Origin of the sequence: Hypericibacter adhaerens, assembly GCF_008728835.1 — a bacterium.
In the GTDB taxonomy this organism is placed as follows: domain Bacteria; phylum Pseudomonadota; class Alphaproteobacteria; order Dongiales; family Dongiaceae; genus Hypericibacter; species Hypericibacter adhaerens.
In genome coordinates this window covers 2,661,561-2,684,239 of the sequence record NZ_CP042582.1, presented here as the reverse complement: position 1 = coordinate 2,684,239, position 22,679 = coordinate 2,661,561, and the positions used below count along the sequence as shown (strand labels likewise).

The window sequence follows — 22,679 nt, the reverse complement described above, 5'->3', positions numbered from 1 at the left end:
CTTCAGTTCTCGCTGGACGCCACGCGGAAGCGGCGCGGATTGCCGTCGCCGCGCGTGCCCTGCGATTGCGCGGCGACCCAGGGATAGCGCAGGGCCTCGTCCTCGGTATAACCGAGATTGAAGACGGTGGCGCTCTTCGGCAGATCGCGCACGGTCGCGTAGTAGGTGCCGAGCAGCCTGTCCCAGGCATAGTTGGTGATGCCGTAGTTGCCCTGCTCGTTATGGAAATGATGCTGCAGATGGAGCTTCTTGATGCGCTGCAGGAACGCCGATTTCGGCGCGAAGTTCAGATGCTGAACGCAGTGGCAGAACTCGTAGAAGACCGTGGTGAGCAGGCCCGTGGCGAAGGCGGTGAGGGCGCCCGTAGGGCCCGCGATGGCATAGCCGACCGGCAGCGTCACGATGGCGATGGTGGGCAGGGTGGTGTAGAGCGCGCCGAACAGCACCCGCAGGTTGTGCGGGTCCTGGTGATGGTCGAAATGGATGCGCTTCCAGGACGAGGCCGTGAAGCGGCTCTTGTAGAGATAGCGCCCATGCAGCACGTAGCGGTGCAGCAGATACCAGACCAGCGGATAGACCAGGACGGTCACGACGACCGCCGGCAGGAGCCGCCAGGGCTGCTCCATCCAGCGCAGGATGAGTGCGACGGAGACCGCCGAGAGCCCCAGATAGGTCCAGATCGCCGGGTAGGTGAAGAAGGCCCTCACCAGCTCCGGCAACGTCATCCGGTCGAGATTGTGGGTGCGATTCCAGAGGCTCATGGCCGTATGAATCCTTGTAGGCCCGTAATTTAGAGAGCAGGGGGGATGGCGGCAACCCCTGCGGCAGCCCGTTCTTGCGACCTTCGGCCGCGCTGCCTTCAGCGGCTATGTGGCGGCCTGCGGCGGATCGTCAATAGCCTTCGATCTTGATCAGCCCGGTGATGCCGATGGCGGCGAACAGGACCACGGAGCTCCAGGCGGCAAGCATCGGCGGCAGCATGCCCGATTCGCCCAGCGACTGCAGGATCCCGTCGGCGATGAAGTAGAGGAAGCCCATCCCGACGCCCGCCATGAAGCCCCAGCCGACGCCGCGCTGGCGGCGCAGCGACTGCGCCACGGGGGCCGCCAGCAGCAGCATGATCAGGGTCATGATCGGCAGGGCGAGGCGTTTGTTGAACCAGGTCTCGTAGTAATAGACCGGTCGGCTGCCGACATTCTCGTTGGCGGCGAAATTATGCAGCTCGCGCAGGCTCAGGCTTGCCGGGGTCGCGGCCAGATCCGAGAAATGCTGCGGGCTGAGATTCGTCACCCAGCGCCACTCGGCCTGGCGGATGATCTCGGTGGCGCCCGTGGGGCCGATCAGGGTGCGCTCGACCTGGTAGAGGTCCCAGCCGCCGTCGCGGAACTCCGCCCGGCCCGCCACGACGCGCTCCTGGAACAGGCTGGCGGAGCTTCGCAGGAAAAGGGTGACGCCGCTGAGGCTCCGGCCGCGGTCGAGCACGACCACCACGCGCGCGAGATTGTAGCCGTCGCGTGCCCAGACCGGCGCCGGCGCGTCCTTGTCGGAATCGGCCGTGAAATCCACGGCCGCGGCATTCCAGTCCTCCATGGCGCGCGCGGCCACGGGGGCCACCTGGTCGGCCACGACGAAATGCAGCGCGGCGATGACGAACGCGGCCGGCAGGAAGCTGGCGAGGATGCGCCAGTAGGAAAGGCCGGCGGCCTTCATCGCCATCACCTCGGCCGACTGGGCCAGGCGCGACAGGACCAGGAGGGCCGCGATCAGGACGCAGAAGGGGAACAGGAACGAGGCCAAGTCGGGCAGGCGCAGCCAGATGTAGTGCAGGATGGTGGAGAGGCTGAGCCCGTGGCGCGCGAACAGCTTGCTGGTGTTGTTGAGCAGGTCGAGCAGCTGCAGCAGGGCCGTGAAGCCGAACAGCATCAGCGCGAATTGCATGATCAGCATGCGCGACACATAGCCGACGAGGGTGCGCATCAGGCCGGTGCCCTCTTGCGCCGCCCGATCTGACGCAGGCTGTCGAACGTGCCTTCGATGCGCGCGAGCACCGTCTCGACGAAATTGTGACCCGGGGAGATGTTGGCCTCCCAGAAGGCCCAGCTGGAGAACCCCGCATAGACGAAGAAGGGCAGCCAGAGGCTGAGCCAGGGCGACAATCGGCCGTTGGCGGAGACGTCATGCCCGAACTGGATCAGGTAGTAGAAGATCACGATCAGCACGATGCCCACGGCGATGCCCGTGCCGCGCCGCGTTCGTCGCGTCGAGGAGCCCAGGGGAAAGGCCAGGAGCGGCAGGAAGAGGTAGGTGGCGATCCGCACCAGCCGCTCGTGGAGCTCGGCATGGACCGGGTGGTACATCGGGTCGGTTGGCGGCAGGGTCCAGACATTGTGCCAGAGCTCGGGCAGGGTCTGTTCGCGTTCCGAAGCGCCGCGGATGCGATAGGGCTCGGGCGCCAGCGCAATGTCGAGCGGCAGCTCGAGCTTGCTGAAGGTCAGCGCGTTGACCTTCTTGTTGGGGCCTTCCGCGTCGATGCGGGCGCCCTGCTCCAGCTGGAGGACGAGCCGGTCGTCGGCATTCGAGCGGACCACATAGCCCGTCTGCGCCGTGGTCGTGACCGAGCCGCCATCCTTCTTGTCCTCATAGACGAAGATGCCGGTCAGCTTCCGGCCGCCTTCGGAGATGTCGTCCACCAGGATGGTCGAGTTGCCGAAGCCGCTGAAGAAGGCGCCCTTCTCCAGGGCGGAATACCAGGCGGTCTCCGTCACGAGATAGACGAGGGCGCGATAGCCGTAGCGGGTGTAAGGCTGCAGGAAGCCGATGATGATGGTGCCCAGGATCACCAGCACGACCGCGAACATCATGAGCGGCGCGATCATGCGGTGGAGCGGCACGCCGCTGGCATGCATCGCATCGAGCTCGCTTTCGCTGCTGAGCCTCGAGACCGCGAGCAGCACGCCGAGAAAGAAGGCGGCGGGAAGCGCGATCCCGAGATAATGCGGGATCAGGTTGGCCAGCATGCGCAGGATCAGCGACAGCGGCCCGCCCTTGTTGACCACCAGATCCAGCAGCCGGACCGTCTGTTCCATCAGCAGCGCGATCAGCGCGATGCTGACGGTGGCGATCAACGGCCATAGCGTCTTTGCCAGGATGTAGCGATCGAGCAGTTTCATCGAGGGTCTGGGAGGTGAAGCGCCATTCGAACGTCGGCTCTGGGGCCGGTTGGGGCCAGGCGCTCATCAAGCGATCGCGCAGGCGGTGAAGCGTCTCGGCGGCGAAGGCGGGTCCGTCGACCGGTCCTCGGTCGCCGGCGGCCGGTTTCCCGGTGCCGCCGGTCTGCCGGATGGGTTCGTCGCCGCCGGCGCCCCTTCGGGAATCCGTAGATTCCCCAATACCATGAGAGGCCGCAGAGGGAAACTCCCCCGGCCGCCGGCGGCACAGCATAAGCGGCCCGGCCGGCCGATAAAAGCCGGCAGATAGGCCAGGTCCCGGCGGGGTGTCGCCTCAGGAAACCTGATTGGCCAGGCGGAAACGGCCGGTGGTCTCGACGCTGCCGCTCTGGAGACGGAGCGCGCGGGTTTCGATCTCGAGCTGCCAGCCCGTGCCGCCGCGGTCCACGCGATAGAGGTGATAGCCGCCCACCGGCTTGCCGCCATAGGGCCTGGCGGATGCGGAGGGAACGCCCAGCACGGGAACGCGATGGCGCGGCCCGGCGATCTGGTCGAGGTGGGCGCGGTGGGTATGGCCATGCAACACCAGCTCGGCGCCATGTTGCGCCACCACCTCGCGGAAGGCGGCGGCGTCGATCAGCGCCTTATGGCCATGGGTCGCATGAGATTGTGGTGGATGGTGGATGAGGACGACGCGGAACAGCCCCTCCGCCTCGAGCCGGGCGAGCAAGGCCGCCAGGCGCGCCAACTGCTCCGGCCCCACATGGCCGGCCGCGCTGTTATAGGGCATGGGCTTGGCCGAGGAGACGCCGATCAGGGCGAGCGGGCCGCGCCGGCGCAAATAAGGAAACCGCCCGGTTTCGCCGTCGTCACCCGGTGCCGTTCCCGAGGGGTCGTCGCCCGTCATATAGGCGTCCCAGAGCGCCAGATGGCGCGACCAGGGCCGCGCGATATAGCGGTCGTGATTGCCGGGGATGACGCTGACGTAATCCGGCGGGCCGATCCGCTGCAGCCAGAGGGCGGCGTTGGCGAATTCCTGCGGCAGGGAAATGTTGGTGATATCGCCGGTGACGGCGACGTGATCCGGCCGGCTGGCCGCCAGGTCGGCGACGACGAGATCGAGCACCGCCTGGCGATGGACGAAGCGCCGGCGCAGCTGCCAGGAGAGAAAGCCGAGGACGCGCTTGGACAGCAGCGCCGTCGGCTGCGGCATCGACCAGCCCGAAAGATGCGGATCGGAAAGATGCGCCAGGGTGAACATGGGGCCGCTTCTGCCCGGAACCGGGGCGCGGGTCAAGCGAAGCGGCGGTCGCCCGATCAGCCGGCGGCGCGCAGTTCCTGGCCGATGACGCCCAGCTCGCGGCCGATCTCGGCGGTGATCGCCACCACCTTGTCGAGCTGCGCCCGGCTATGGGCCGCGCAGACGCTGCAGCGCAGGAGTGCCGTGCCCTGCGGTGTCGCCGGCGGCAGCGCCAGATTCACATAGACGCCCTGATCCAGCAGCGCCCGCCAGAAACCGACGGCGAGGTCGGGACTCGGCAGCTTGATCGCGACGACCGGACCCTTCTGGGGCCCGAGGGCGAAACCGTGCCGCTGGAAGCCGTCATAGAGCGTCGCGACATTGTCCCAGAGCTGGGTGCGCAGCTCGGGCCGCTTGCGGAGCTGGCGCAGCGCCTCGGTCACCGAGGCGATCACCGAGGGCGGCAGCGAAGCCGTGAACATGTAGGGCCGGCAGACGATGCGCATCAGATCGAACTGCGGATGGTCCGAGGCGCAGAAGCCGCCGACGGCGCCGAGGCTCTTGCTGAAGGTGCCGACGATGAAATCCATGTCGGCCTCCACGCCCTGCTCCTCGGCGAGGCCGCGGCCGGTCTGGCCCAGCACGCCCATGGAATGGGCCTCGTCCAGCACCATCCAGGCGCCGTGCTTGCGCTTGACCTCGGCCATCTCCTTGAGCGGGGCCTGGTCGCCCAGCATGGAATAGATGCCTTCGGTGACGATGACCTTGTTGCCGGGCTCGTCCGCCAGGCGGCGCAGGCGCTTGTCGAGATCCTCGGCGTCGTTGTGCTTGAAGCGCACCACGGTGGCTGTGCCGAGGCGGCAGGCGTCGTAGATCGAGGCGTGGCTGTCGGCGTCGATCAGCAGGTAGTCCTGGGGCCCCGCGAGCGTGGAGATGACCCCGAGATTGGCCTGGTAGCCGGTGGTGAACACCATGCAATGCCGGCGGCCGTAGAAATCCGCCAGCTCATGCTCGAGCTCGCGATGGGGGGCGTAGGAGCCGTTGGCGATCCGCGAGCCGGTCGTGCCGGTCCCGTAGGCGTCGAGCGCCTTGTGGGCGGCTTCGATGCAGGCCGGATCGAAGGTCAGGCCGAGGTAATTGTTGGTGCCGACAAGGATGGTCGGGCGGTTGCCGATGATCGCCTCGGTCGGGGACAGCATGCGGTCCATGCGCACGCCGAACGGGTCGTCGACCCGGGCCTTGACCTCGGTGTGTGCCTGCTCGACGCTGGCGAAACGATCGAAAAGACCCATCGTGGGGGAGCTCCGTCGGCCGGTCAGCGGCGACGGATGGCTTCGGCGAGGTCGCCGACGGTGCGGATCTCAGCCACGAGGTTGAGTGGGATCGTCACGTCGAAGGTCTCCTCCAGCTCCATCATGAGGTCCATGACGGCGAGGGAATCGAGCTTCAGATCCTGGGAGATGTCGGTTTCCCGGGTAATGGCGCCTTCGGCCTTGCGAAACGGCTCCAGCAGGGCAACGACCTGCTCGAACACCGCAACGTCTTCGCGTTCCATCAAACCCATGGCAATCAGGCCTCTTGCTGCTATGCCGCTCTGTGGCAGCTTAATGATGAATGGTCCCGTTCTTGGCAGATCGGTGCCCCAATTCGGTTAATATCTGTCGCCGAAGTGCTTGATTCAGTGAAATAACAAATTGTTGCGCATTGTTACAGCCAGCCCTCCCGGCGGTACCAGCGCACGGTATCGGCAAAGCCGGGGCCGATTGCCCATTTCGGTTCCCATTTCGTTCCAAGGCTTGCCGGCGGGCGGTGGTGGCACAGCCAATCCGCATGGAGCATCTCGGGCAGCTTGTGCGGCACCAGCATCTGCGGCTTCCCGGTCCAGGCGGCCTTGAGCGCGTTCGCCTGGGCGGTCGCCTTCAGGAGCAGCTTGGGGATGGTCACCGTTTTCGGATGGGTCCCGAGCGCCGCCGCGGCGGCGGCCGTCAGCTCCGCCCAACCGTGGCCATCGGCCGCACCGTCATCGAGCTCCCAGGTCTGCCCTTTCGCCGCGGCCAGGCCTGCGGAGGCTGCGGCAAACCGCCCCAGATCCTCGACATGGATCAGCGACAGGCGCTGGATGGCGCCCGGCGGCCGGGGGGCGAAGCCCCGCTTGACGGTCTTGAAGAAGGGCAGCAGCTCCCGGTCCCCCGGCCCATAGACCGCCGTGGGACGAAGGATGGTCCAGGCCATGGCGCCCGCCGCCGCCTTCAGCGCGTCTTCGCCGGCCCGTTTGCTGGCGCAGTAGGGCGAGAGCGCCGGCTCGCGTGCCGCAAGCGACGACATCAGGACGAAATGCGGCGGCGTGGCCTGGCGCGCGGCGATCGCGGCGAGACGGCCGGTCGGCTCGGCATTGCCGCGCATGAAGCCCTCGCGGTCGAGGGCTTTCACCACGCCGGCGACATGCAGGACCGCGTCCGCGCCTTCGACCAGCCGGCCGAGGGCCTCGTTATCGCCGAGATCGCCGATCACCACCTCGGGCGACTGGTTTGCCAGCAGCAGGCGCGGCGGCTGGCGGCGGATCAAGAGGCGCAGCCGCCAGCCCATTCCGTCCAAAGCCGAGGCCACGGCGCTGCCGACAAAGCCGCTGGCGCCGGTGACGGCGGCGAGCGGGCCTGTCGGCCCGCCGTTCAGCGGGGTCGAGCGGCGCCGGCGCCGCTCTCCTGGTAATGGCCGGCGAGATAGGCGGCCTTGGCACGCGCGCGGGCGATCTTGCCCGAGGAGGTCTGCGGAATGACGCGCGGCGCCACCAGCACGACCTTGGCCTCGATCCCGTGCGCGCGCTGCAGCAGGCTCTGCGCGCCCTGCCGCATGGCTTCACGCTCCGCCGTTTCCGTCTGCCGCGCGACCGCGAGCATGACGACCTGCTCCTGGCCTTCGGGACCCTCGATCGAGAAGGCGCAGGTATCGCCGCGCCTGAGGTCGAGGCTCTCCTCGACGTTCCATTCGAGGTCCTGCGGCCAGATGTTGCGGCCGGCGATGATGATCAGATCCTTGGCGCGGCCCGTGATCACGAGCGCGCCCTCGAGGCTGTAGCCGAGATCGCCGGTATCGAGCCAGCCGTCGGGCGAGAGCACGCGGGCCGTTTCCTCGGGATTGCCGTAATAGCCGGCCATCAGGCTCGGGCCCTTGACGAAGATGCGGCCGATCATGCGGTCGGGCAGGATTTCGCCATCCTCGCCGCGGATCTCGGCCACATGCCCCGCGAGCGGGCGGCCGCAAAGCACGAAGCGGCGGCTGTCGCCCGACTTCGGGTCGGCCGGCACGGCACGTCCTTCGTCGGCCATCCGGCCGCGATCGACGCTGTCCGTCAGCATGCCGCGGTTGCGCGGCGAGAAGCTGATGGCGAGCACGGCTTCGGCCATGCCGTAGCTGGGCAGGAAGGCCTTGGGGTCGAAGCGGCAGGCGGCGAAGGCGCCGGCGAAGCGCTCGAGTACATGCGGCTGGATCATGTCGCCGCCGATGCCCGCCGTCCGCCAGGAGGAAAGATCGAGATCGGGCGTCGCCAGCCGTCCTTCGCTGACGCGCCGGCTGCAGAGATCGTAGCCGAAGGTCGGGCTGTAGGAGAGCGTGCCGCGGTTGCGCGAGATCAGGCTCGGCCACATCAGCGGCCGGCGCGCGAAATCGCGCGTCGCCAGGTAGTCGACGGTGACCTGCGACAGCAGCGGGACCAGCATGAAACCGACCAGCCCCATATCGTGGTAGAGCGGCAGCCAGGAGACCGCGCGGTCCTCGGGCGTCAGGCCCAGCCCATCGACCGCGATCGCATGCGCGTTCGCCATCAGCGCGCGCTGCGGCACGTCGATGCCCTTGGGAAAACGCGTGCTGCCGGAGGAGAACTGGAGATAGCAGGACTCTTCCGGCGCGAACGGACGCAACGCCGCACCGTCGCCCGGCAGCGCCAGGAAGTCGGCGGCGGCACCCACCAGCCTGGCGCTGGTGCCGGCGGCGGCTTCCTTGAGATAATCGAGCAGCTCGGCCGGCGCCATCGCCGCCTCGGCGCCGCAGCTCTGGATCTGACGGCGCAAGGTGGCGATGTAGCTGTCGCGCCCGCCCAGGCCCGTCGGCAAGGCCACCGGCACCGGCAGCAGGCCGGCATACTGGCAGGCCGCGAACAGCACCATGAAATCGGGAACCGTATCCGCGATCAGCACCATGCGGGCGCCGCGCGGCAGGCCGGCGCGGATCAGGCCCTGCGCTGCCGCGACCGCGCGCTCGCGCAGCTCGCGATAGGGCAGGACCGCCGTCAGATCGCCACGGGCCGAGTAGAAGTTGAAGCCGGTGTCGCCGCGGGCCGCATAGTCGAGCCCTTCGGTGAAGGTGCCGAACGGGCCGGGACGGAAGGGAAGATCGCGGCTGGTGCTGGGGGTCGGTTGCATCTCGAGAGGAAATCGGCGGTGCGCGCGCTCCAAGGGGCCGGAGAGGCTCGAAATCGTTCCGGATGCCGGTCGCGTGACCGGGGCGCGGGCGCTGGCTCTTAGCAAATCGGCCGGCCCGGAACAAGGCCGGCCACCCGCGCGGGGCTCGGGGGGCGGCGCCGGTGGCAAAGCCGCAGCCAGCTTGACGCGCGGCCTTGCCACGCGCAAGAAAGCGCTGCCGCTCAGGGCCCGATCGGCAAGGGGCCCCGGAAGGAAGAGGCATGCTCTCGGTCGGGTTGATCGGCTATGGCCACTGGGGGCCGAATCTGCTGCGCAATCTGGTCGCCCATCCCGCCTTCCATGTCGCCGCCGTCGCGGATCCCAGCGCTGCGCGACGCCTGGCCTCGCGCGAGGCGGGACATGACGGCGCGCTTTATGAGGACGGCGCCGCGCTGATCCGGGATCATGCGTGCCTCGATGCCGTGGTGATCGCAAGCCCGGTCTCCACGCATTACGACCTCGCGCGCGCCACCCTGGAGCGCGGGGCCCATGTGCTGGTGGAGAAGCCGCTCTGCACCCGGTCCTCGGAAGGCGAGGCGCTGGTAGCCCTGGCCCGGCGCCAGAACCGCGTGCTGATGGTCGACCATACTTTGCTCTTCACCGGCCCCGGCGATGCGATCCGCCAGCTCGTGCGGCAAGGGCGCTTGGGGCGGATCACCTATTGCGAGGGGCAGCGCCTCAATCTCGGCCTGTTCCAGCCGGACGTGAACGTGCTGTGGGACCTGGCGCCGCACGATCTCTCGCTGCTGACCGAGCTGCAGGACGAGCTGCCGGTCCGGGTCGATGCCGTCGGGCAATGTCATGTCAATCCCGGCGTTCCCGACATCGTGCATGCCTCGCTGCGGTTCGCGTCGGGCTGGACGGCACATTTCCACTGGAGCTGGATGTCGCCCGAGAAGGTGCGCCGCCTCGTGATCGGCGGCAGCGACCGGATGCTGGTCTGGGACGATCTCGCGAGCGATGGCCGGCTCAAGCTCTATGACCGCGGCATCGCTGTTCCCGGATCGGCGAAGGCGGGCACGATGATACGGCCGGCCTATCGCACCGGCGGATGGGAGGCGCTCCCGATGGCGGAGGGCGAAGCGCTCGCGCGGCTCGTCGATCACTTCGCCGCGGTGATCGAAAGCAATGCCGATTCGGTTGCCGATGGCGCGCGCGGCTTGCGCGTGGTGAAGCTCCTGGAGCAGATTCAATTCGCTCTCGACAGAAGCGCTGCGACAACCAAGAAACCATCATAATATATTGATATATAAAGTATATTTTTAATACCTCAACTTCCTGAGGAAGATGAGATCTGGCCTGTTGCGCGGGGGATGGCTGTTGCCGATAGGCACTCCTGGCGAAGCCGAAGAAGATTGAGTCGCTGGCCAAGAACCGCTTCCTAAAAGACGCACGACAAAATTCACAATCCCTGTCCACATGGCCATGCAGCGGTCACAATTTCATGGTGGCTTGCGGGGGCTTAGGCGCTTCGCGGCTGCGACGGGCGCCGATCATCACGAGGGGATCATGAATTTCGTTCGTTGCCTTGCGCTCGGCCTCGCGCTCGCGGTGCCGGCTTTGTCCGCCTGGGCTCAGGATATGTCGGTCACGATGCAGGCGGCCGCCCGATACGAAGCGGACATCCAGCATCGCTATGTCGTCGAGGCGGATGCGGAGAAGGCGCAGGCGCTGAAGATCGCCGGCGAGAGCGCCGAGCGCGCGGCGCAACGCAGCACGGCCATCGCCAATTACGAGCAGGCCATCGCCTATGGCGGCGCGGACTATCCGACCTGGCTCGCCCTGGCGAAGCTCAATCGCGACCAGCAATCCTTCGAGCAGGCGGCAGGCGCGGGCTGGATGGCCTATCAGGCGGCCGATACGCCGGACGACCGAGCCGCGGCGCTCGACATCACGGCCGGCGCGCTACGCGCCTGGGACCAGCCGGAGGAAGCGCTGACCGCCTACCAGATGGCGCAGAGCGAAACGCCCGACGACCCGAGCTTCCAGGACCGCATCGCCGAGCTCAAGGACCTGCTGGGTCTCAATCTCGACACGGTCGATGTCGAGCGCACGGGCGACAGCCCGCGTTTCTGCCTGCGCTTCACGGCCAACCTGCTCGATCCGAAGCAGGTCCACTACAAGGATTATGTGAGCGTCACGCCGGTCTTCGAGCCGAGCTTCGCCGTCTCCGGCAACCAGCTCTGCATCGATGGCGGCGCCTACGGCACCGACTATGACGTCACCGTCAAGGCCGGCTTCCCTTCGGCCGAACGCCGGGCCCTGATGCAGGAGCAGATCCTGGCCGTTTCCGCCGGCGTGCGCGATCCGTCCCTGGGATTCGACAGCAACACCTATGTGCTGCCTCGCAGCGGCGGCCGGGGCGTGCCGCTGGTCAGCATCAACTACGAGAGCGCCAGGCTCGAGCTTCTGCGCATCAACGACCGCAACCTGATCCGCCAGATCACCGACGGCCGGTTCTTGCGGGTGCTCGACGGCTACGACCGCAACGACGTCGCCAACAATCTGGGCGAAACGGTCTGGAAAGGCGTGGTGGAGCTCGAATCCAAGCCCAACCAGCGCGTCGTGACCGCCATTCCCCTCGAGCAGATCCTGCCGGCGACGCAGCCGGGCGTCTATCTGCTGATGGCCTCGCCGCCGGAGCAGACCGAGGCCGACAACTGGGTCCAGCAGGCGACGCAATGGCTGATCGTCACCGATATCGGCCTGACCTCGATGAGCGGCGCCGACGGCCTCAATCTCTTCGTGCGGTCGCTACAGGACGGCGAAGCCTTGCGCAAGGTCGAGGTCAACCTGCTCGCGCGCAACAACGACATCCTCGCCACCACCGAGACCGACCGCGACGGGCTGGCGCATTTCGATACCGGCCTGCTGCGCGGCGAGGGCGGCCGGGAAGCCGTGGCCGTGACCGCCTCGCGCAAGGATGGCGACTTCGCCTTCCTCGATCTGACGCAGGCCGCCTTCGATCTGAGCGATCGCGGCGTCGGCGGCCGCCTGCCGCCGGGCCCCAGCGATCTCTTCCTCTATTTCGACCGCGGCGTTTACCGCCCCGGCGAGACCGTGCATCTCATGGGCCTGCTGCGCGACGAAGCGGGCAAGGCGATGGCGGGCCTGCCCCTGACGCTGAAGCTCATCCGGCCCGATGGCAGCGAATCCGAAACGATCGCGCTCAAGGATGCCGGCATCGGCAGCTACCAGCGCGACATCCCGGTCTCGGCCACGGCGCGCACCGGTGTGTGGACCGTCAATGCCTATCTCGATCCCGCGGGCAAGCCGATCGCGAGCGCCAGCTATCTCGTCGAAGAGGTGGTGCCGGCGCGCATCGAGGCCAAACTCACCGCCGACCAGCCGGCCTATCTGCCAGGGGCGGAGACCGTGCCCAATCTCGACCTGTCGGTGAAATATCTGTACGGCGCGCTCGGCGCCGGCCTGCCGGTCAAGGCCGAGGCCGTGGTCGGCAAGGCCTCGGACCCGTTCCCGCAATATCCCGGCTATCATTTCGATCTGGCGGACGAAACGATCGATCCCGTCCGGACGGAGCTGGCCGGCACCACGACCGACGAGAACGGCGAAGCTCAGGTGCCGCTCTTCCTCGACAATATCCCCGATACGGCCCAGCCGCTCTCGGCCACGGTCAGGATCGAGGTCGCCGATGTCGGCGGGCGTTCCATCGCCGAGACGCTCGAGCTGCCGATCCGCAACCGGCCGCTGGCGCTGGGGCTCAAGCCGCTCTTCCCGGACGACACCGTCGACCGGGGCGCCACCGCCTCGTTCGAGGCCATCGCCGTCGGCGACGACGGCAGCCGCAAGGCGCTCGACAAGGTGAGCTATCGCCTCGTGCAGGAGGACTGGGATTATCAGTGGTTCCTGCGCAACGGCTATTGGGACTATCAGGCCGTGGTGCGCGACATTCCCGGCACCAGCGGCGAAATCGCGATCGGCGCCGACGGGGCCGCCAAGATCGGAATTCCGGTCGATTACGGCCAGTATCGCCTGGAGCTCTACGATCCGCAGAGCGGGGCCGCGGTCAGCTATCGCTTCACTGCCGGCTGGTGGGCCCGCGCCGGCTCCGGCACGACGCCCGACACGCTCCAGGTGACGGCCGACAAGCCGATCTATGCGCCCGGCGACACGGCCAAGCTGTTCGTGCGGCCGCCTTTCGCCGGCCAGGTGCTGCTGGCGATTGCGACCGACCGCATCCTCGAGACGCGCGTCGTCGATGCCACGCCCGATGGCGTCGAGGTCAAGTTCGATGTCGACGGAAAGTGGGGCGCCGGCGCCTATATCCTCGCGACCGCCTTCCGGCCGGGCTCCTCGGAACAGGCTCGCGGGCCCGGGCGCGCCATCGGCGTCGCCTGGCTGGGGATCGATTCCGAGCTGCATAACCTGGCCGTGAACATGACGCTGCCCGAGGTGGTCCGCCCGCGCCAGACCGTCCAGGTCCCGATCTCGGTCTCGGGGCTCGCGGGTGCCGGCGAGGCCTATGTCACGCTCGCGGCCGTCGATGAAGGCGTGCTGCAGCTCACCGATTTCAAGACGCCCGATCCTCTCGACTATTTCTTCGGCAAGCGGCGGCTCGGCGTGGAGATCCGCGATCTCTATGGCCGGCTGATCGATGCCGGCGATGCAAGGCGCGGCCAGATCCGCAGCGGCGGCGATGCCGCCATGAGCCGGCGCGCGGCACCGCCCGGCACGACGCTGGTCGCCCTGTTCTCCGGGCCGGTGAAGCTCGATGCCGACGGCAAGGCCACGGTGTCGCTCGAGCTGCCCGACTATAACGGGCGGCTGCGGCTGATGGCCGTCGCCTGGAACGGCGAGAAGGTCGGCGCGGCCGAGGCGGGGCTCGTGGTGCGCGACCCGCTGGTGGCGCTGATCTCGACGCCGCGCTTCCTGGCACCGGGCGACCGTTCGACGCTGACGCTCAGCCTGCAGAACATGGAGGCGCCGGCCGGCACCTATCACGTCGCCATCACCAGCGACGATGTGTTCCAGCTGGGGGACGGCGCCGCCGCCGATCGCGATCTTGCGCAAGGCGAGGCGGCGGTGCTGACGGTGCCGCTGCTGGGCCATACGGTCGGCACCGGCCATATCACGGTCGCGATCGAGGGGCCCGAAGGCTTCAAGCTCGACCGCCAGCTCGTCCTGGGCGTGCGCCCGGCGCAGCTGCCCGAGGTTCAGCGCGTGGCGCATCAGCTCCAGCCCGGCGACAGTTTCAAGCTGGGACCCGATCTGGTCGCGGGCTATCTGCCCGGGACCGGCGAGGTGCTGACCAGCCTCGGCAGCCGGCCGGATTTCGATCTGGCGGGTGTGCTGCGCGGGCTCGACCGCTATCCCTATGGCTGCATCGAGCAGACCGTCAGCCGGGCGCTGCCGCTGCTCTATGCCGCCGATCTGGAACGCGAGCTGGGGCTCGTCGACGACGATACCGGGCTGACGCGGCGGGTGCAGGGCGCCATCGGGCGCGTGCTCGAGATGCAACGCTGGGACGGCAGCTTCGCGCTGTGGGATTCCTACGGCACCACGGAACCCTGGCTCTCTTCCTATGCGATGGATTTCCTGACGCGGGCGCGGGCGAAGGGCTACAACGTGCCCGACTTCGCCTACAAGCAGGGGCTGGACTGGCTGCGCTACCACGCGGCCGACCACCAGAACGACAGCCCCTCGGCGCTCGCCTCGCGCTCCTATGCCATCTATGTGCTGGCGAGCGCCAACGCGGCCGATCCGGGACTGGTGCGCTACATGTTCGACCGCAACAAGCAGAAGCTGCCCAGCAAGCTCGCGATGATGCAGCTGGGCGCCGCGCTGGCCCTGATCGGCGACGGGACCCGCGCCGGCGAGGCGGCGAAGGCGGCGCTCGATACGCGCCGGCGCTGGGGCGGCGTGGACAACGACTACTACGAGACCGACCTGCGCGACACCGCGGCGCTGCTGGCGCTTTCGGTGGAGGCGAAGGTTCCCGGGATCGATCCGGGGCCGCTGGTCGAAGACGTGGCGGCAGGCGTCTCCAACGATCCCTGGCTCAGCACGCAGGAGCAGGGCTGGATCGTGCTGGCCGGGGCCGCGATCGGCAGCAGCCCCCGCTTCGCGGTCGCGCTGGACGACGGGCAGCCTCAGGACCGCACGGCACCGCTCTATCTGCGGCCCAAGCTCGAGCAGATCTCGACGGGCCTCAGCATTGCCAATCGCGGCGATACGCCGGTCTGGGCCAACACCACGGTCTTCGGCGTTCCCAGCAAGTCGCGCAGGGCGGTCCAGGATCAGGGTTTCACCATCGAGCGGAAATATTTCACGCTCGCGGGCGAAACCACCGATCTTTCCCATGTCGCGCAGAACGACGTGATCGTGGCGGTGGTCACGATCCGCGATGACGGCCCGCGCGCCAGCCAGGCGCTCCTGATCGACCTCTTGCCGGCCGGGTTCGAGCTGGAGAATGTCCGCTTGGCCAATGCCCGAGACACCGATCAGTTCTCCTGGCTGCCCGATCTCTCCCAGGCGCTCTATACCGAGTATCTCGACGACCGCTTCATCACCGGCTTCGAGAGCTATCCCGGCTACGAGTACAGCTTCGCCTACATGATCCGCGCGGTGACGCCGGGCCGCTACCGCGTGCCGGCCACCTCCGTCGAGGACATGTATCGGCCGACCCGCATCGGGCGCGGCGAGATGGGCGAGGCGGAGATCGGGGCGGCTGCGCCGTAACCTCGCGATCGGGGCAGACCGCATGCGCCTGCGCATGAAAAGGGAAGGGGATCGCATCCAGCGCGGCGCCGGCGGCTCTCGCCGGCGCCGGCTGGCGCTGGCGCTCCTCTTGCTCGGGATCGCGCTGGCAGCCGTCGCCGGTCTCGACCGGCTGTTCCCGCCCGAGCTCGGCCGGCTGCGCAACCTGTCGGTGCTGGTCGAGGATTCGAACGGACAGCTCCTGCGGCCCTTCGCGGCAGCGGACGGCGCCTGGCGCTTGCCGGTGACGGTGCAGGCGGTCGATCCCCGCTTCCTGCAGATGCTGGTGGCTTACGAGGATCGACGCTTCCATTGGCATGCGGGCGTCGATCCGCTGGCCGTCCTGCGTGCCGCCTGGCAGTGGGCGCGGACCGGGTCGGTCGTGTCCGGTGCCTCGACCCTCACCATGCAGACGGTCCGCCTGCTCGAGCCGCGGCCCCGCACGCTCCAATCCAAGCTGATCGAGATGCTGCGCGCGGTCCAGCTCGAGGCGCATTTTTCCAAGAGCGAGATCCTCGGCATCTATCTGACGCTGGCACCCTATGGCGGCAATCTCGAGGGCGTGCGGGCCGCCTCGCTGTTCTATTTCGGCAAGGAACCGCTCCACCTGACCGATGCCGAGGCTGCGATGCTGGTGGCTCTCCCGCAATCGCCCGAGCGGGTGCGGCCCGACCGCAACCCCGTCGCCGCCCGCGAGGCGCGCAATCATGTGCTGGCGCGGATGGAAGACGCCGGCCTGCTGGATGCCGCGGCCTTCGCCGAGACGAGCGGCGAGCCGGTGCCTCCGGGCCGTCGCGAGGCGCCGATGGTGGCGGCGCATCTGGCCGACCGGCTGCGGCGCGCCGATCCCGCGGCGGCGGCGATCAGGACCACCATCGAGGCCAGCCTGCAGCGGGGGCTCGAGGCATTGGTGGCCCGCCGTCAAAGCGAGCTCGAGAATGGGGCCACCATCGCGATCCTGGCGGTCCATAACAGCGATCGCACGGTGCGCGGCTATGTCGGCTCGACCGGTATCCTCGACAGCGGCCGCTACGGGCCGATCGACATGGTCACGGCGGTGCGCTCGCCAGGCTCGACGCTCAAGCCCTTCATCTACGGCCTCGCCTTCGACGGGCTTTTCATCCATCCCGAGACCATCATGGTCGATCGGCCGATGCGGTTCGGCGATTACGCCCCGCGCAATTTCGACAACCGCTTCCATGGCGAGGTCACGGCGCGCGAGGCGCTGCAGATGTCGCTCAACCTGCCAGCCGTGGCCTTGCTCGACCGGATCGGCCCTCTGGAACTGGCGCGGCGCTTCGGGTTGAGCGGCGTCGCCTTGCGCCTGCCCGCCGCGGCCGAGCAGCCGGGCCTGCCGATCGCGCTGGGCGGCGTCGGCGTGACGCTCCAGGACTTGGTCACGCTCTATGCCGGGCTGGCCAATGGCGGCGTGACGATGCCGTTGCGGTTCCGCGCCGACCAGGAAGCCGGCGACAGCCAGGTCCTGATGAGCCCGCTCGCGGCCTGGTATGTGACGCATATCCTCGAGGACATGCCCCCGCCGCCCAACCGCCTGATCGCGAGCGACGGCCGCCGGCAGCGCCAGATCGCCTATAAGACCGGTACCTCCTACGGGTTCCGCGATGCCTGGGCGATCGGCTATGACCGGGACTGGACCATCGGCGTCTGGGTCGGCCGGCCCGATGGCAGCTTCTCGCCCGGCCGGATGGGGCGCGACGCGGCCGCGCCCCTTCTCTACGAGGCCTTCGATCTGCTGCCGCCGCCGACGGGCGCGGCCGCGCTCATGAAGCCGTCAGGGGCCGCACCGGTGGGCGCGATCCTCGCTTCCAACAGCGAGCTGCCGCCGGCGCTGCGGCGGTTCCAGCCGGCGGCCAGCGCCTGGCGTTCGCCCTCGGCGGTGCAGGGGCCGAATCTCACCTTCCCGCAGGATGGGGCCGTGGTCGAGCTGCGGTCGGGCGATCGCATCGAGAGCCTGCCGCTGGAGGTGACCGGCGGCGAGCTGCCCCTGATCTGGCTCGTCAACGGCCGCCCGCTGAGCACCCAGCCCTGGCGCCGCCAGGCCGAATGGCTTCCCGACGGGCTGGGCGAGACGCGCATCACGGTCATCGACAAGGCGGGGCGCAGCGCCAGCGCGGAGATCTGGATCCAGTAAGGCGCGTTCTGTCCCTTCCCCCGGAACGGGGGAAGGCGAGGAAGGGGGCTGCGCGATCCTCGACACGCACGGCGCTAAAGGAACCCGCGCTGGGCTCGCACCGAGACGTCCCCCTCCCTGATCCTCCCCCGAGACGGGAAGGGGATCAGGTAGAGAGCCTCACGCCGCCTTTTCCTGCCACAGGCCGTCGCGCATCAGGCTGTCGGTGACGGCGATGATGGCGCCGCGCAGCGCCTCGGCCGCCTCGTCGATCTGCGCCTTGCTGACGATGAGCGGGGGCGAGAGCACCACCAGGTGTCCCATGGGGCGCGCCAGCAGGCCGCGGGGCATGGTTTCGTTGATGATACGGTTGCCGAAGTTCCACTCGGCCGGCACCGGTTCTTTGGTCTTCTTGTTCTTCACGAACTCGACGCAGAGCATGAGATGGCTGCCGCGCACGTCGCCCACCAGCGGCAGGTTGGAGAGCTCGCGGAACTTGCTCTGGAAATAAGGCCCGATGTCGCGCACATGCTGGCAGAGATTCTCGCGCTCGATGATGTCGAGATTCTTGAGGCCCGCGGCGCAGGCGACGGGATGGGCGGAGTAGGTGAAGCCGTTGGTGAAGAACTTGCCCTTGGCCTCCGGCACCGTGACCGCGTCATAGAGCTTGTCGGACACGAGGAAGGCGCCGAGCGGCACATAGCCCGAGGTCAGGCCCTTGGCCGAGGTGATGATGTCGGGCACCAAATCGAAGACGGGCTCGGAGGCGAAGATCTCGCCCAGCCGGCCGAAGCCCGTCACCACCTCGTCCGAGATGTAGAGCACGCCGTATTTGCGACAGACCTCGAGCGTGCGGCGCTGGTAGCCCTTGGGCGGCACGATGACGCCGCCCGAGGCCAGCAGCGGCTCGGCGATGAAGCAGGCGACATTGTCGGGGCCGAGCTCGAGGATCTTGTTCTCCAGGTCCGCGACGCATTTGTCGCAGAACTCGGCCTCGCTCATGCCCTCGGGCCGGCGATAGGGATTGGGGACGGGCAGGTGATGCACCGTCTCGGTCTCGAAGCGGAGATAGGCGCGGTCGGCCGGCTTGCCGGAGACCGAGGCCGTCAGATAGGTCGAGCCGTGATAGGCATATTCGCGCGTGATGATGTGCCGCTTCGAAGGCTTGCCGGTGAAGCCGAAATAGAACTGGACGAAGCGCAGCGCGGAATCCACCGCGGTCGAGCCGCCGGTGGTGAAGAACACGTGCTTGAGATCGCCCGGCGCATAATTGGCGATGCGGGTGGCGAACTCGATCGCCGGCGGGGTCGAGATCTTGCCGAAGGGCGAGAAATACGCCATGCGGCGTACCTGCTCGGCGATCGCCTGGGCCATCTCCTCGCGGCCATAGCCGATCTGGACACACCACATGCCGCCCATGCCGTCGAGCATCCGGTGCCCGTCGGAATCGTAGATATAGGCACCCTCGCTCTCGGCGACGATCAGCAGATCCTGGGTCTTGGCCTGGCCGAGATCGATCCAGGGATGGATGATATGGGCATGATCCTGATCGGTGAGGGCGGCGGTGTCGAATTGCAGATTGCGGGTCATGGGTGCGCTTCCAGTCGCTCGTTCCTGTCGGACGCCAGTATCGCAAGCGGTTCGGTCAAAAAACAGTTCGCCCGACGGAGCGCTCGATACCGGTTTCAAGCGTCGCGCCCCGCCGGGCGAAGAATGCGGGCCCGCGCCGTTCAGGCGGCGGGCTGTCGAAAGCGGTCGGCTACACGCCGGCCTTCACCTGCTCGAAGATCTGGGTCAGGTCCTCGAGCCGCGTGTTGTCCTTGCTGAACACCCCCTGCTTGAGATGCTCCGTGGGCTCCGGCGGCAACCCGATGCGGGCCAGCTTTTCGGCTCCGGCCTCCTTGAAGGCCTTGCTGTTGGAATGGCCGTAGCCGATGTCGTTGATCAACCAAAGCCCCGCCTCCTTGGAGATCAGGGCATCGATCAGGTCATGCGCCTTGTCCGGCTGGGGCGCGTTGGTGGTCAGCACCGCGCCGCAGACCCAGGTGAGCATGCCTTCCTTCGGCGCCATCCAGGTGACGGGAATGCCCTGGTCCAGCATCTTGGCCAGCGTACCGTTCCACGCCGAGGCCGCCACGATCTCGCCCGACGCGATGCCCTGTTCGAGGACGGTGGTGTCGCTCCAGTAGAAGCGGACCAGCGGCTTCTGCGCCGCCAGCTTCGCCTTGACCTGCTTCAGCTCGTCGTCGGTCATGGCGTAGGGATCCTTGGCGCCGATCAGAAGACCGGTGATGATACCGGTATCGGTGATGTCGTCGCCCATCGAGATCTTGCCTTTGTAGCGCTCGTCCCAGAGCAGTTCCCAGGATTTCTCCTTGGGCTGCACCACATCGGACCGGTAGATCACCGCGGTATTGCCCCAGTCGATGGGCGCGAACCATTGCTGGCCGCCCTGGTCGGCGGTGTTGATGTGCTTCAGCGGCTCGAACACATCTGGCCAGTTGGACAGCCTGGAGGTATCGAACGGTTTGATGAGCTTCGCGTTGCGCCATTTCTCGATGCGGCCGGAGCAGGGATGGGCCACGTCCGCGACAAAGCCGGCCATCAGCTTCTGAAACGCTTCCTGCTCGTCGGAAAAGATCGGCAGATTCGGGTTGCCGCCGTATTTCTTCACATAGGCAGGGAAAAAGCCGGGATCGTCATAGCCCGACCAGGTGAAATAGGTCGCCTGGTCGTCCGCGCGCGCCAGCTTGCTGGACAGCGGCATTGCCGCCAGCGCCAGCCCGGCCGCGCTCATCGCCTGCATCACCTGCCGGCGGGAGATATCCCGATTGGCCAATCGGCTCTTGAATTCCTCGATATCCATGAAGTCTCCTCCCTGAGGAATGGTCGTGCTCGACCGTATTTCGTTATGAGGTTTGACATTGGTCGCAGCCGGGGGTGCAAGGAAGCCGCCCGGCTCGGTGCCCGATGTCCGTCGCGACGCCATGTCACGGGGCATATCGTCGTTGACGCCTTCGAGACTAGCACCCGGCCCAGAATCCGGGCAAGGCGCCTAACCCCGCATGTCATCATACAAAAAAGGGCTTGTAGGCCGGCTGGCGGGAGTGCCACCATTGCGGCGCACAAAAAGACCTGCCAAGAAATCACTTCTGGAGAGGGACGTGTAATGGCTGAAGCCGGACGACGCCGGCTGCTGCGTCATGGTTAGCGTTACCGAGCGGGCTCAGGCCCCGGTGGCGCGAGGCGGTCTCTGGATCGCCTTCAAGACTGCGCTTCACAGACACGAGAGCTTGCGCGGCTATCTGCTGCTCTCGCCGACCCTTCTGGTGATGCTGGCGCTCATGATCATCCCGCTGCTCGGGCTGGTCGTACTGAGCTTCTGCACGCAGATCTATTTCGACATCGACTACACGCCGACCATCAAGAACTACGTCGCCATCTTCGACGTGGCGAACAACCCCATCTATCTGGTGCTGTTGTTCCGGTCGATCCTGATGTCGTTGACGACGACCTTCTTCGTCGTCATCACGGCCTATCCGATGGCCTATTTCCTGGCGTTCCGGGTGTTCCGCGGCAAGCTGATCTGGCTGATCCTGATCACGGTGCCGTTCTGGACCAGCTACCTGCTGCGCGTCTTCGCCTGGAAGATCATCCTGGGGTTCCAGGGCGTGATCAATTCGGGCCTGATCAGCCTCGGCATCATCAAGAACCCGCTCGAGTTCCTGCTCTATAACCCGACCGCGGTGGTGATCACGCTGACCCATGCCTGGGCCGCCTTCGCCATCCTGCCGATCTATGTCTCGCTCGAGAAGATCGACAGGTCGCTGCTCGAGGCCGCGACCGATCTCGGCGACACGCCGCGCGAACGGTTCTGGCGCGTGACCTTCCCGCTCTCCCTGCCGGGCATGATCGCGGCGACGCTCCTCGTCTTCATCCCGACGGTCGGCGACTACGTGACCCCGTCGCTGGTCGGCGGCACCTCGGGCATCATGATCGGCAACCTGATCCAGTCGCTGTTCGGCAAGGCCAACAACGCGCCCCTGGGCGCGGCCGTTTCCATCGTCATGATGCTGGCGATCACGCTGATCGTCTGCGTCTTCCTCGGCGCCGTCGGGCGCCGGCGCTGGAAACAGTCCTAGGGGCAGGCCGGATCATGGGCAAAACCAAATACGACGCGCTTTTCATCTACGGCATCCTCTACCTCATCTTCATCTACACGCCGGTCCTGCTGATCGTCCTGTTCTCCTTCAACAGCGGCCAGTATGTGGCCTTTCCGCTGAAGGAACTGTCCTTCAAGTGGTATGCGGAGATGGTGAACAACCCGGGCCTGACCAAGGCCTTGGGCGTCAGCCTGCGCATCGGCGCCTTCGTCTCCGTGGTCAGCACCATCCTCGGCGTGCTCGCGGCCAAGGCGGTGACCCGCTACTACCTGCCGGGCCGTGCGGCGGTCACCTTCGTGATCATGCTGCCGCTGGTGATCCCCACCATCGTCTTCGCGATCGGCCTTCTGATCATCCTCGCCAAGATCATGGGGCTGCAGCCCTCGACCTGGAGCATCATCGCGGGCCATATCCTGCTTTGCGTGCCCTTCTCGATGGCGGTGCTGATCTCGCGCCTCCAGGGGTTCGACAAGAACCTGGAGGAGGCGTCGCTCGATCTCGGCGAGAATGCCTGGCAGACCTTCTGGCGGGTGACCTTCCCGCTGGCCATGCCCGGCATCGTCGCCAGCTTCCTGCTCTGCTTCACGACTTCGTTCGACGAATACCTCATGGCGGCGTTCCTCTCGGGCAACGAGACGACGCTGCCGGTCTATATCTACAGCCAACTCCGTTTCCCGCAGAAGCTCCCCGGTACACTGGCGCTGGGCAGCTGCATTCTCGTCGTGTCCTTCGTGATCGTCACCTTCGCGGAGTGGATGCGGCGGCGCGGTGTCAACCCCGACCAGAATCTGGGCATCTGAAATC

General features: G+C 67.2%; 15 protein-coding genes. 5 read left to right on the top strand and 10 right to left on the bottom strand.

Annotated elements, in window-relative coordinates:
• Positions 1-2: 2 nt before the first annotated feature.
• From FRZ61_RS11755 to FRZ61_RS11720, 8 genes are all read right to left on the bottom strand, one after another.
• On the bottom strand, positions 3-761 hold the full coding sequence (locus FRZ61_RS11755; protein ID WP_225309219.1) for a sterol desaturase family protein: 759 nt from the start codon (positions 759-761) through the stop codon (positions 3-5).
• Positions 762-891: 130 nt separating this feature from the next.
• A complete protein-coding gene (lptG, locus tag FRZ61_RS11750) occupies positions 892-1,977 on the bottom strand; it encodes an LPS export ABC transporter permease LptG (protein ID WP_151117813.1) in 1,086 nt (361 codons plus the stop codon).
• Positions 1,977-3,170 (bottom strand): LPS export ABC transporter permease LptF, encoded by a 1,194-nt coding sequence (gene lptF, locus FRZ61_RS11745; protein ID WP_151117810.1) that lies wholly within the window; start codon positions 3,168-3,170, stop codon positions 1,977-1,979. The genes lptG and lptF overlap by 1 nt, the downstream gene beginning before the upstream one ends.
• A gap of 331 nt (positions 3,171-3,501) precedes the next feature.
• Positions 3,502-4,428, bottom strand: a complete 927-nt coding sequence (locus tag FRZ61_RS11740) for a metallophosphoesterase family protein (protein WP_151117807.1) — start codon at positions 4,426-4,428, stop codon at positions 3,502-3,504.
• Between the two features lie 56 nt (positions 4,429-4,484).
• Positions 4,485-5,699, bottom strand: coding sequence for a serine palmitoyltransferase (gene spt / locus FRZ61_RS11735; RefSeq protein ID WP_151117805.1), 1,215 nt, complete (start codon positions 5,697-5,699; stop codon positions 4,485-4,487).
• A gap of 23 nt (positions 5,700-5,722) precedes the next feature.
• Positions 5,723-5,971, bottom strand: a complete 249-nt coding sequence (locus FRZ61_RS11730; RefSeq protein ID WP_225309218.1) for an acyl carrier protein — start codon at positions 5,969-5,971, stop codon at positions 5,723-5,725.
• A gap of 143 nt (positions 5,972-6,114) precedes the next feature.
• Positions 6,115-7,014, bottom strand: a complete 900-nt coding sequence (locus FRZ61_RS11725) for an NAD-dependent epimerase/dehydratase family protein (RefSeq protein WP_191909403.1) — start codon at positions 7,012-7,014, stop codon at positions 6,115-6,117.
• Between the two features lie 62 nt (positions 7,015-7,076).
• The gene (locus tag FRZ61_RS11720) at positions 7,077-8,825 is read right to left on the bottom strand and encodes a fatty acyl-AMP ligase (protein WP_151117799.1); all 1,749 of its coding nucleotides are present in this window, start codon (positions 8,823-8,825) and stop codon (positions 7,077-7,079) included.
• Between the two features lie 260 nt (positions 8,826-9,085).
• Between FRZ61_RS11720 and FRZ61_RS11715 the strand changes: the two genes are divergently transcribed.
• The 3 genes from FRZ61_RS11715 to pbpC all read left to right on the top strand — a co-directional run bounded on the left by FRZ61_RS11715 (position 9,086) and on the right by pbpC (position 17,733).
• Positions 9,086-10,102 (top strand): Gfo/Idh/MocA family protein, encoded by a 1,017-nt coding sequence (locus FRZ61_RS11715; RefSeq protein WP_151117796.1) that lies wholly within the window; start codon positions 9,086-9,088, stop codon positions 10,100-10,102.
• A gap of 271 nt (positions 10,103-10,373) precedes the next feature.
• Positions 10,374-15,563: an alpha-2-macroglobulin family protein gene (locus FRZ61_RS11710; RefSeq protein WP_151117793.1), complete on the top strand. Its 5,190-nt coding sequence runs from the start codon at positions 10,374-10,376 to the stop codon at positions 15,561-15,563.
• Positions 15,564-15,597: 34 nt separating this feature from the next.
• A complete protein-coding gene (gene pbpC, locus FRZ61_RS11705) occupies positions 15,598-17,733 on the top strand; it encodes a penicillin-binding protein 1C (RefSeq protein ID WP_151117790.1) in 2,136 nt (711 codons plus the stop codon).
• 159 nt (positions 17,734-17,892) lie between these two features.
• Here pbpC and FRZ61_RS11700 read toward each other — a convergent pair whose 3' ends face one another.
• Both FRZ61_RS11700 and FRZ61_RS11695 read right to left on the bottom strand, forming a co-directional pair.
• Complete coding sequence (locus FRZ61_RS11700; protein WP_151117787.1) at positions 17,893-19,302, bottom strand: aminotransferase; 1,410 nt, start codon at positions 19,300-19,302, stop codon at positions 17,893-17,895.
• Between the two features lie 169 nt (positions 19,303-19,471).
• Entirely contained in the window at positions 19,472-20,578 is a 1,107-nt protein-coding gene (locus FRZ61_RS11695; protein ID WP_191909402.1) for an ABC transporter substrate-binding protein, read from the bottom strand.
• Positions 20,579-20,915: 337 nt separating this feature from the next.
• Between FRZ61_RS11695 and FRZ61_RS11690 the strand changes: the two genes are divergently transcribed.
• Entirely contained in the window at positions 20,916-21,854 is a 939-nt protein-coding gene (locus FRZ61_RS11690) for an ABC transporter permease (protein ID WP_151117782.1), read from the top strand.
• 14 nt (positions 21,855-21,868) lie between these two features.
• Positions 21,869-22,675 carry an ABC transporter permease gene (locus FRZ61_RS11685; protein WP_151117779.1) on the top strand — a complete coding sequence of 269 codons (807 nt, stop codon included), beginning with the start codon at positions 21,869-21,871 and terminating at the stop codon, positions 22,673-22,675.
• The last annotated feature ends 4 nt before the right edge of the window (positions 22,676-22,679 follow it).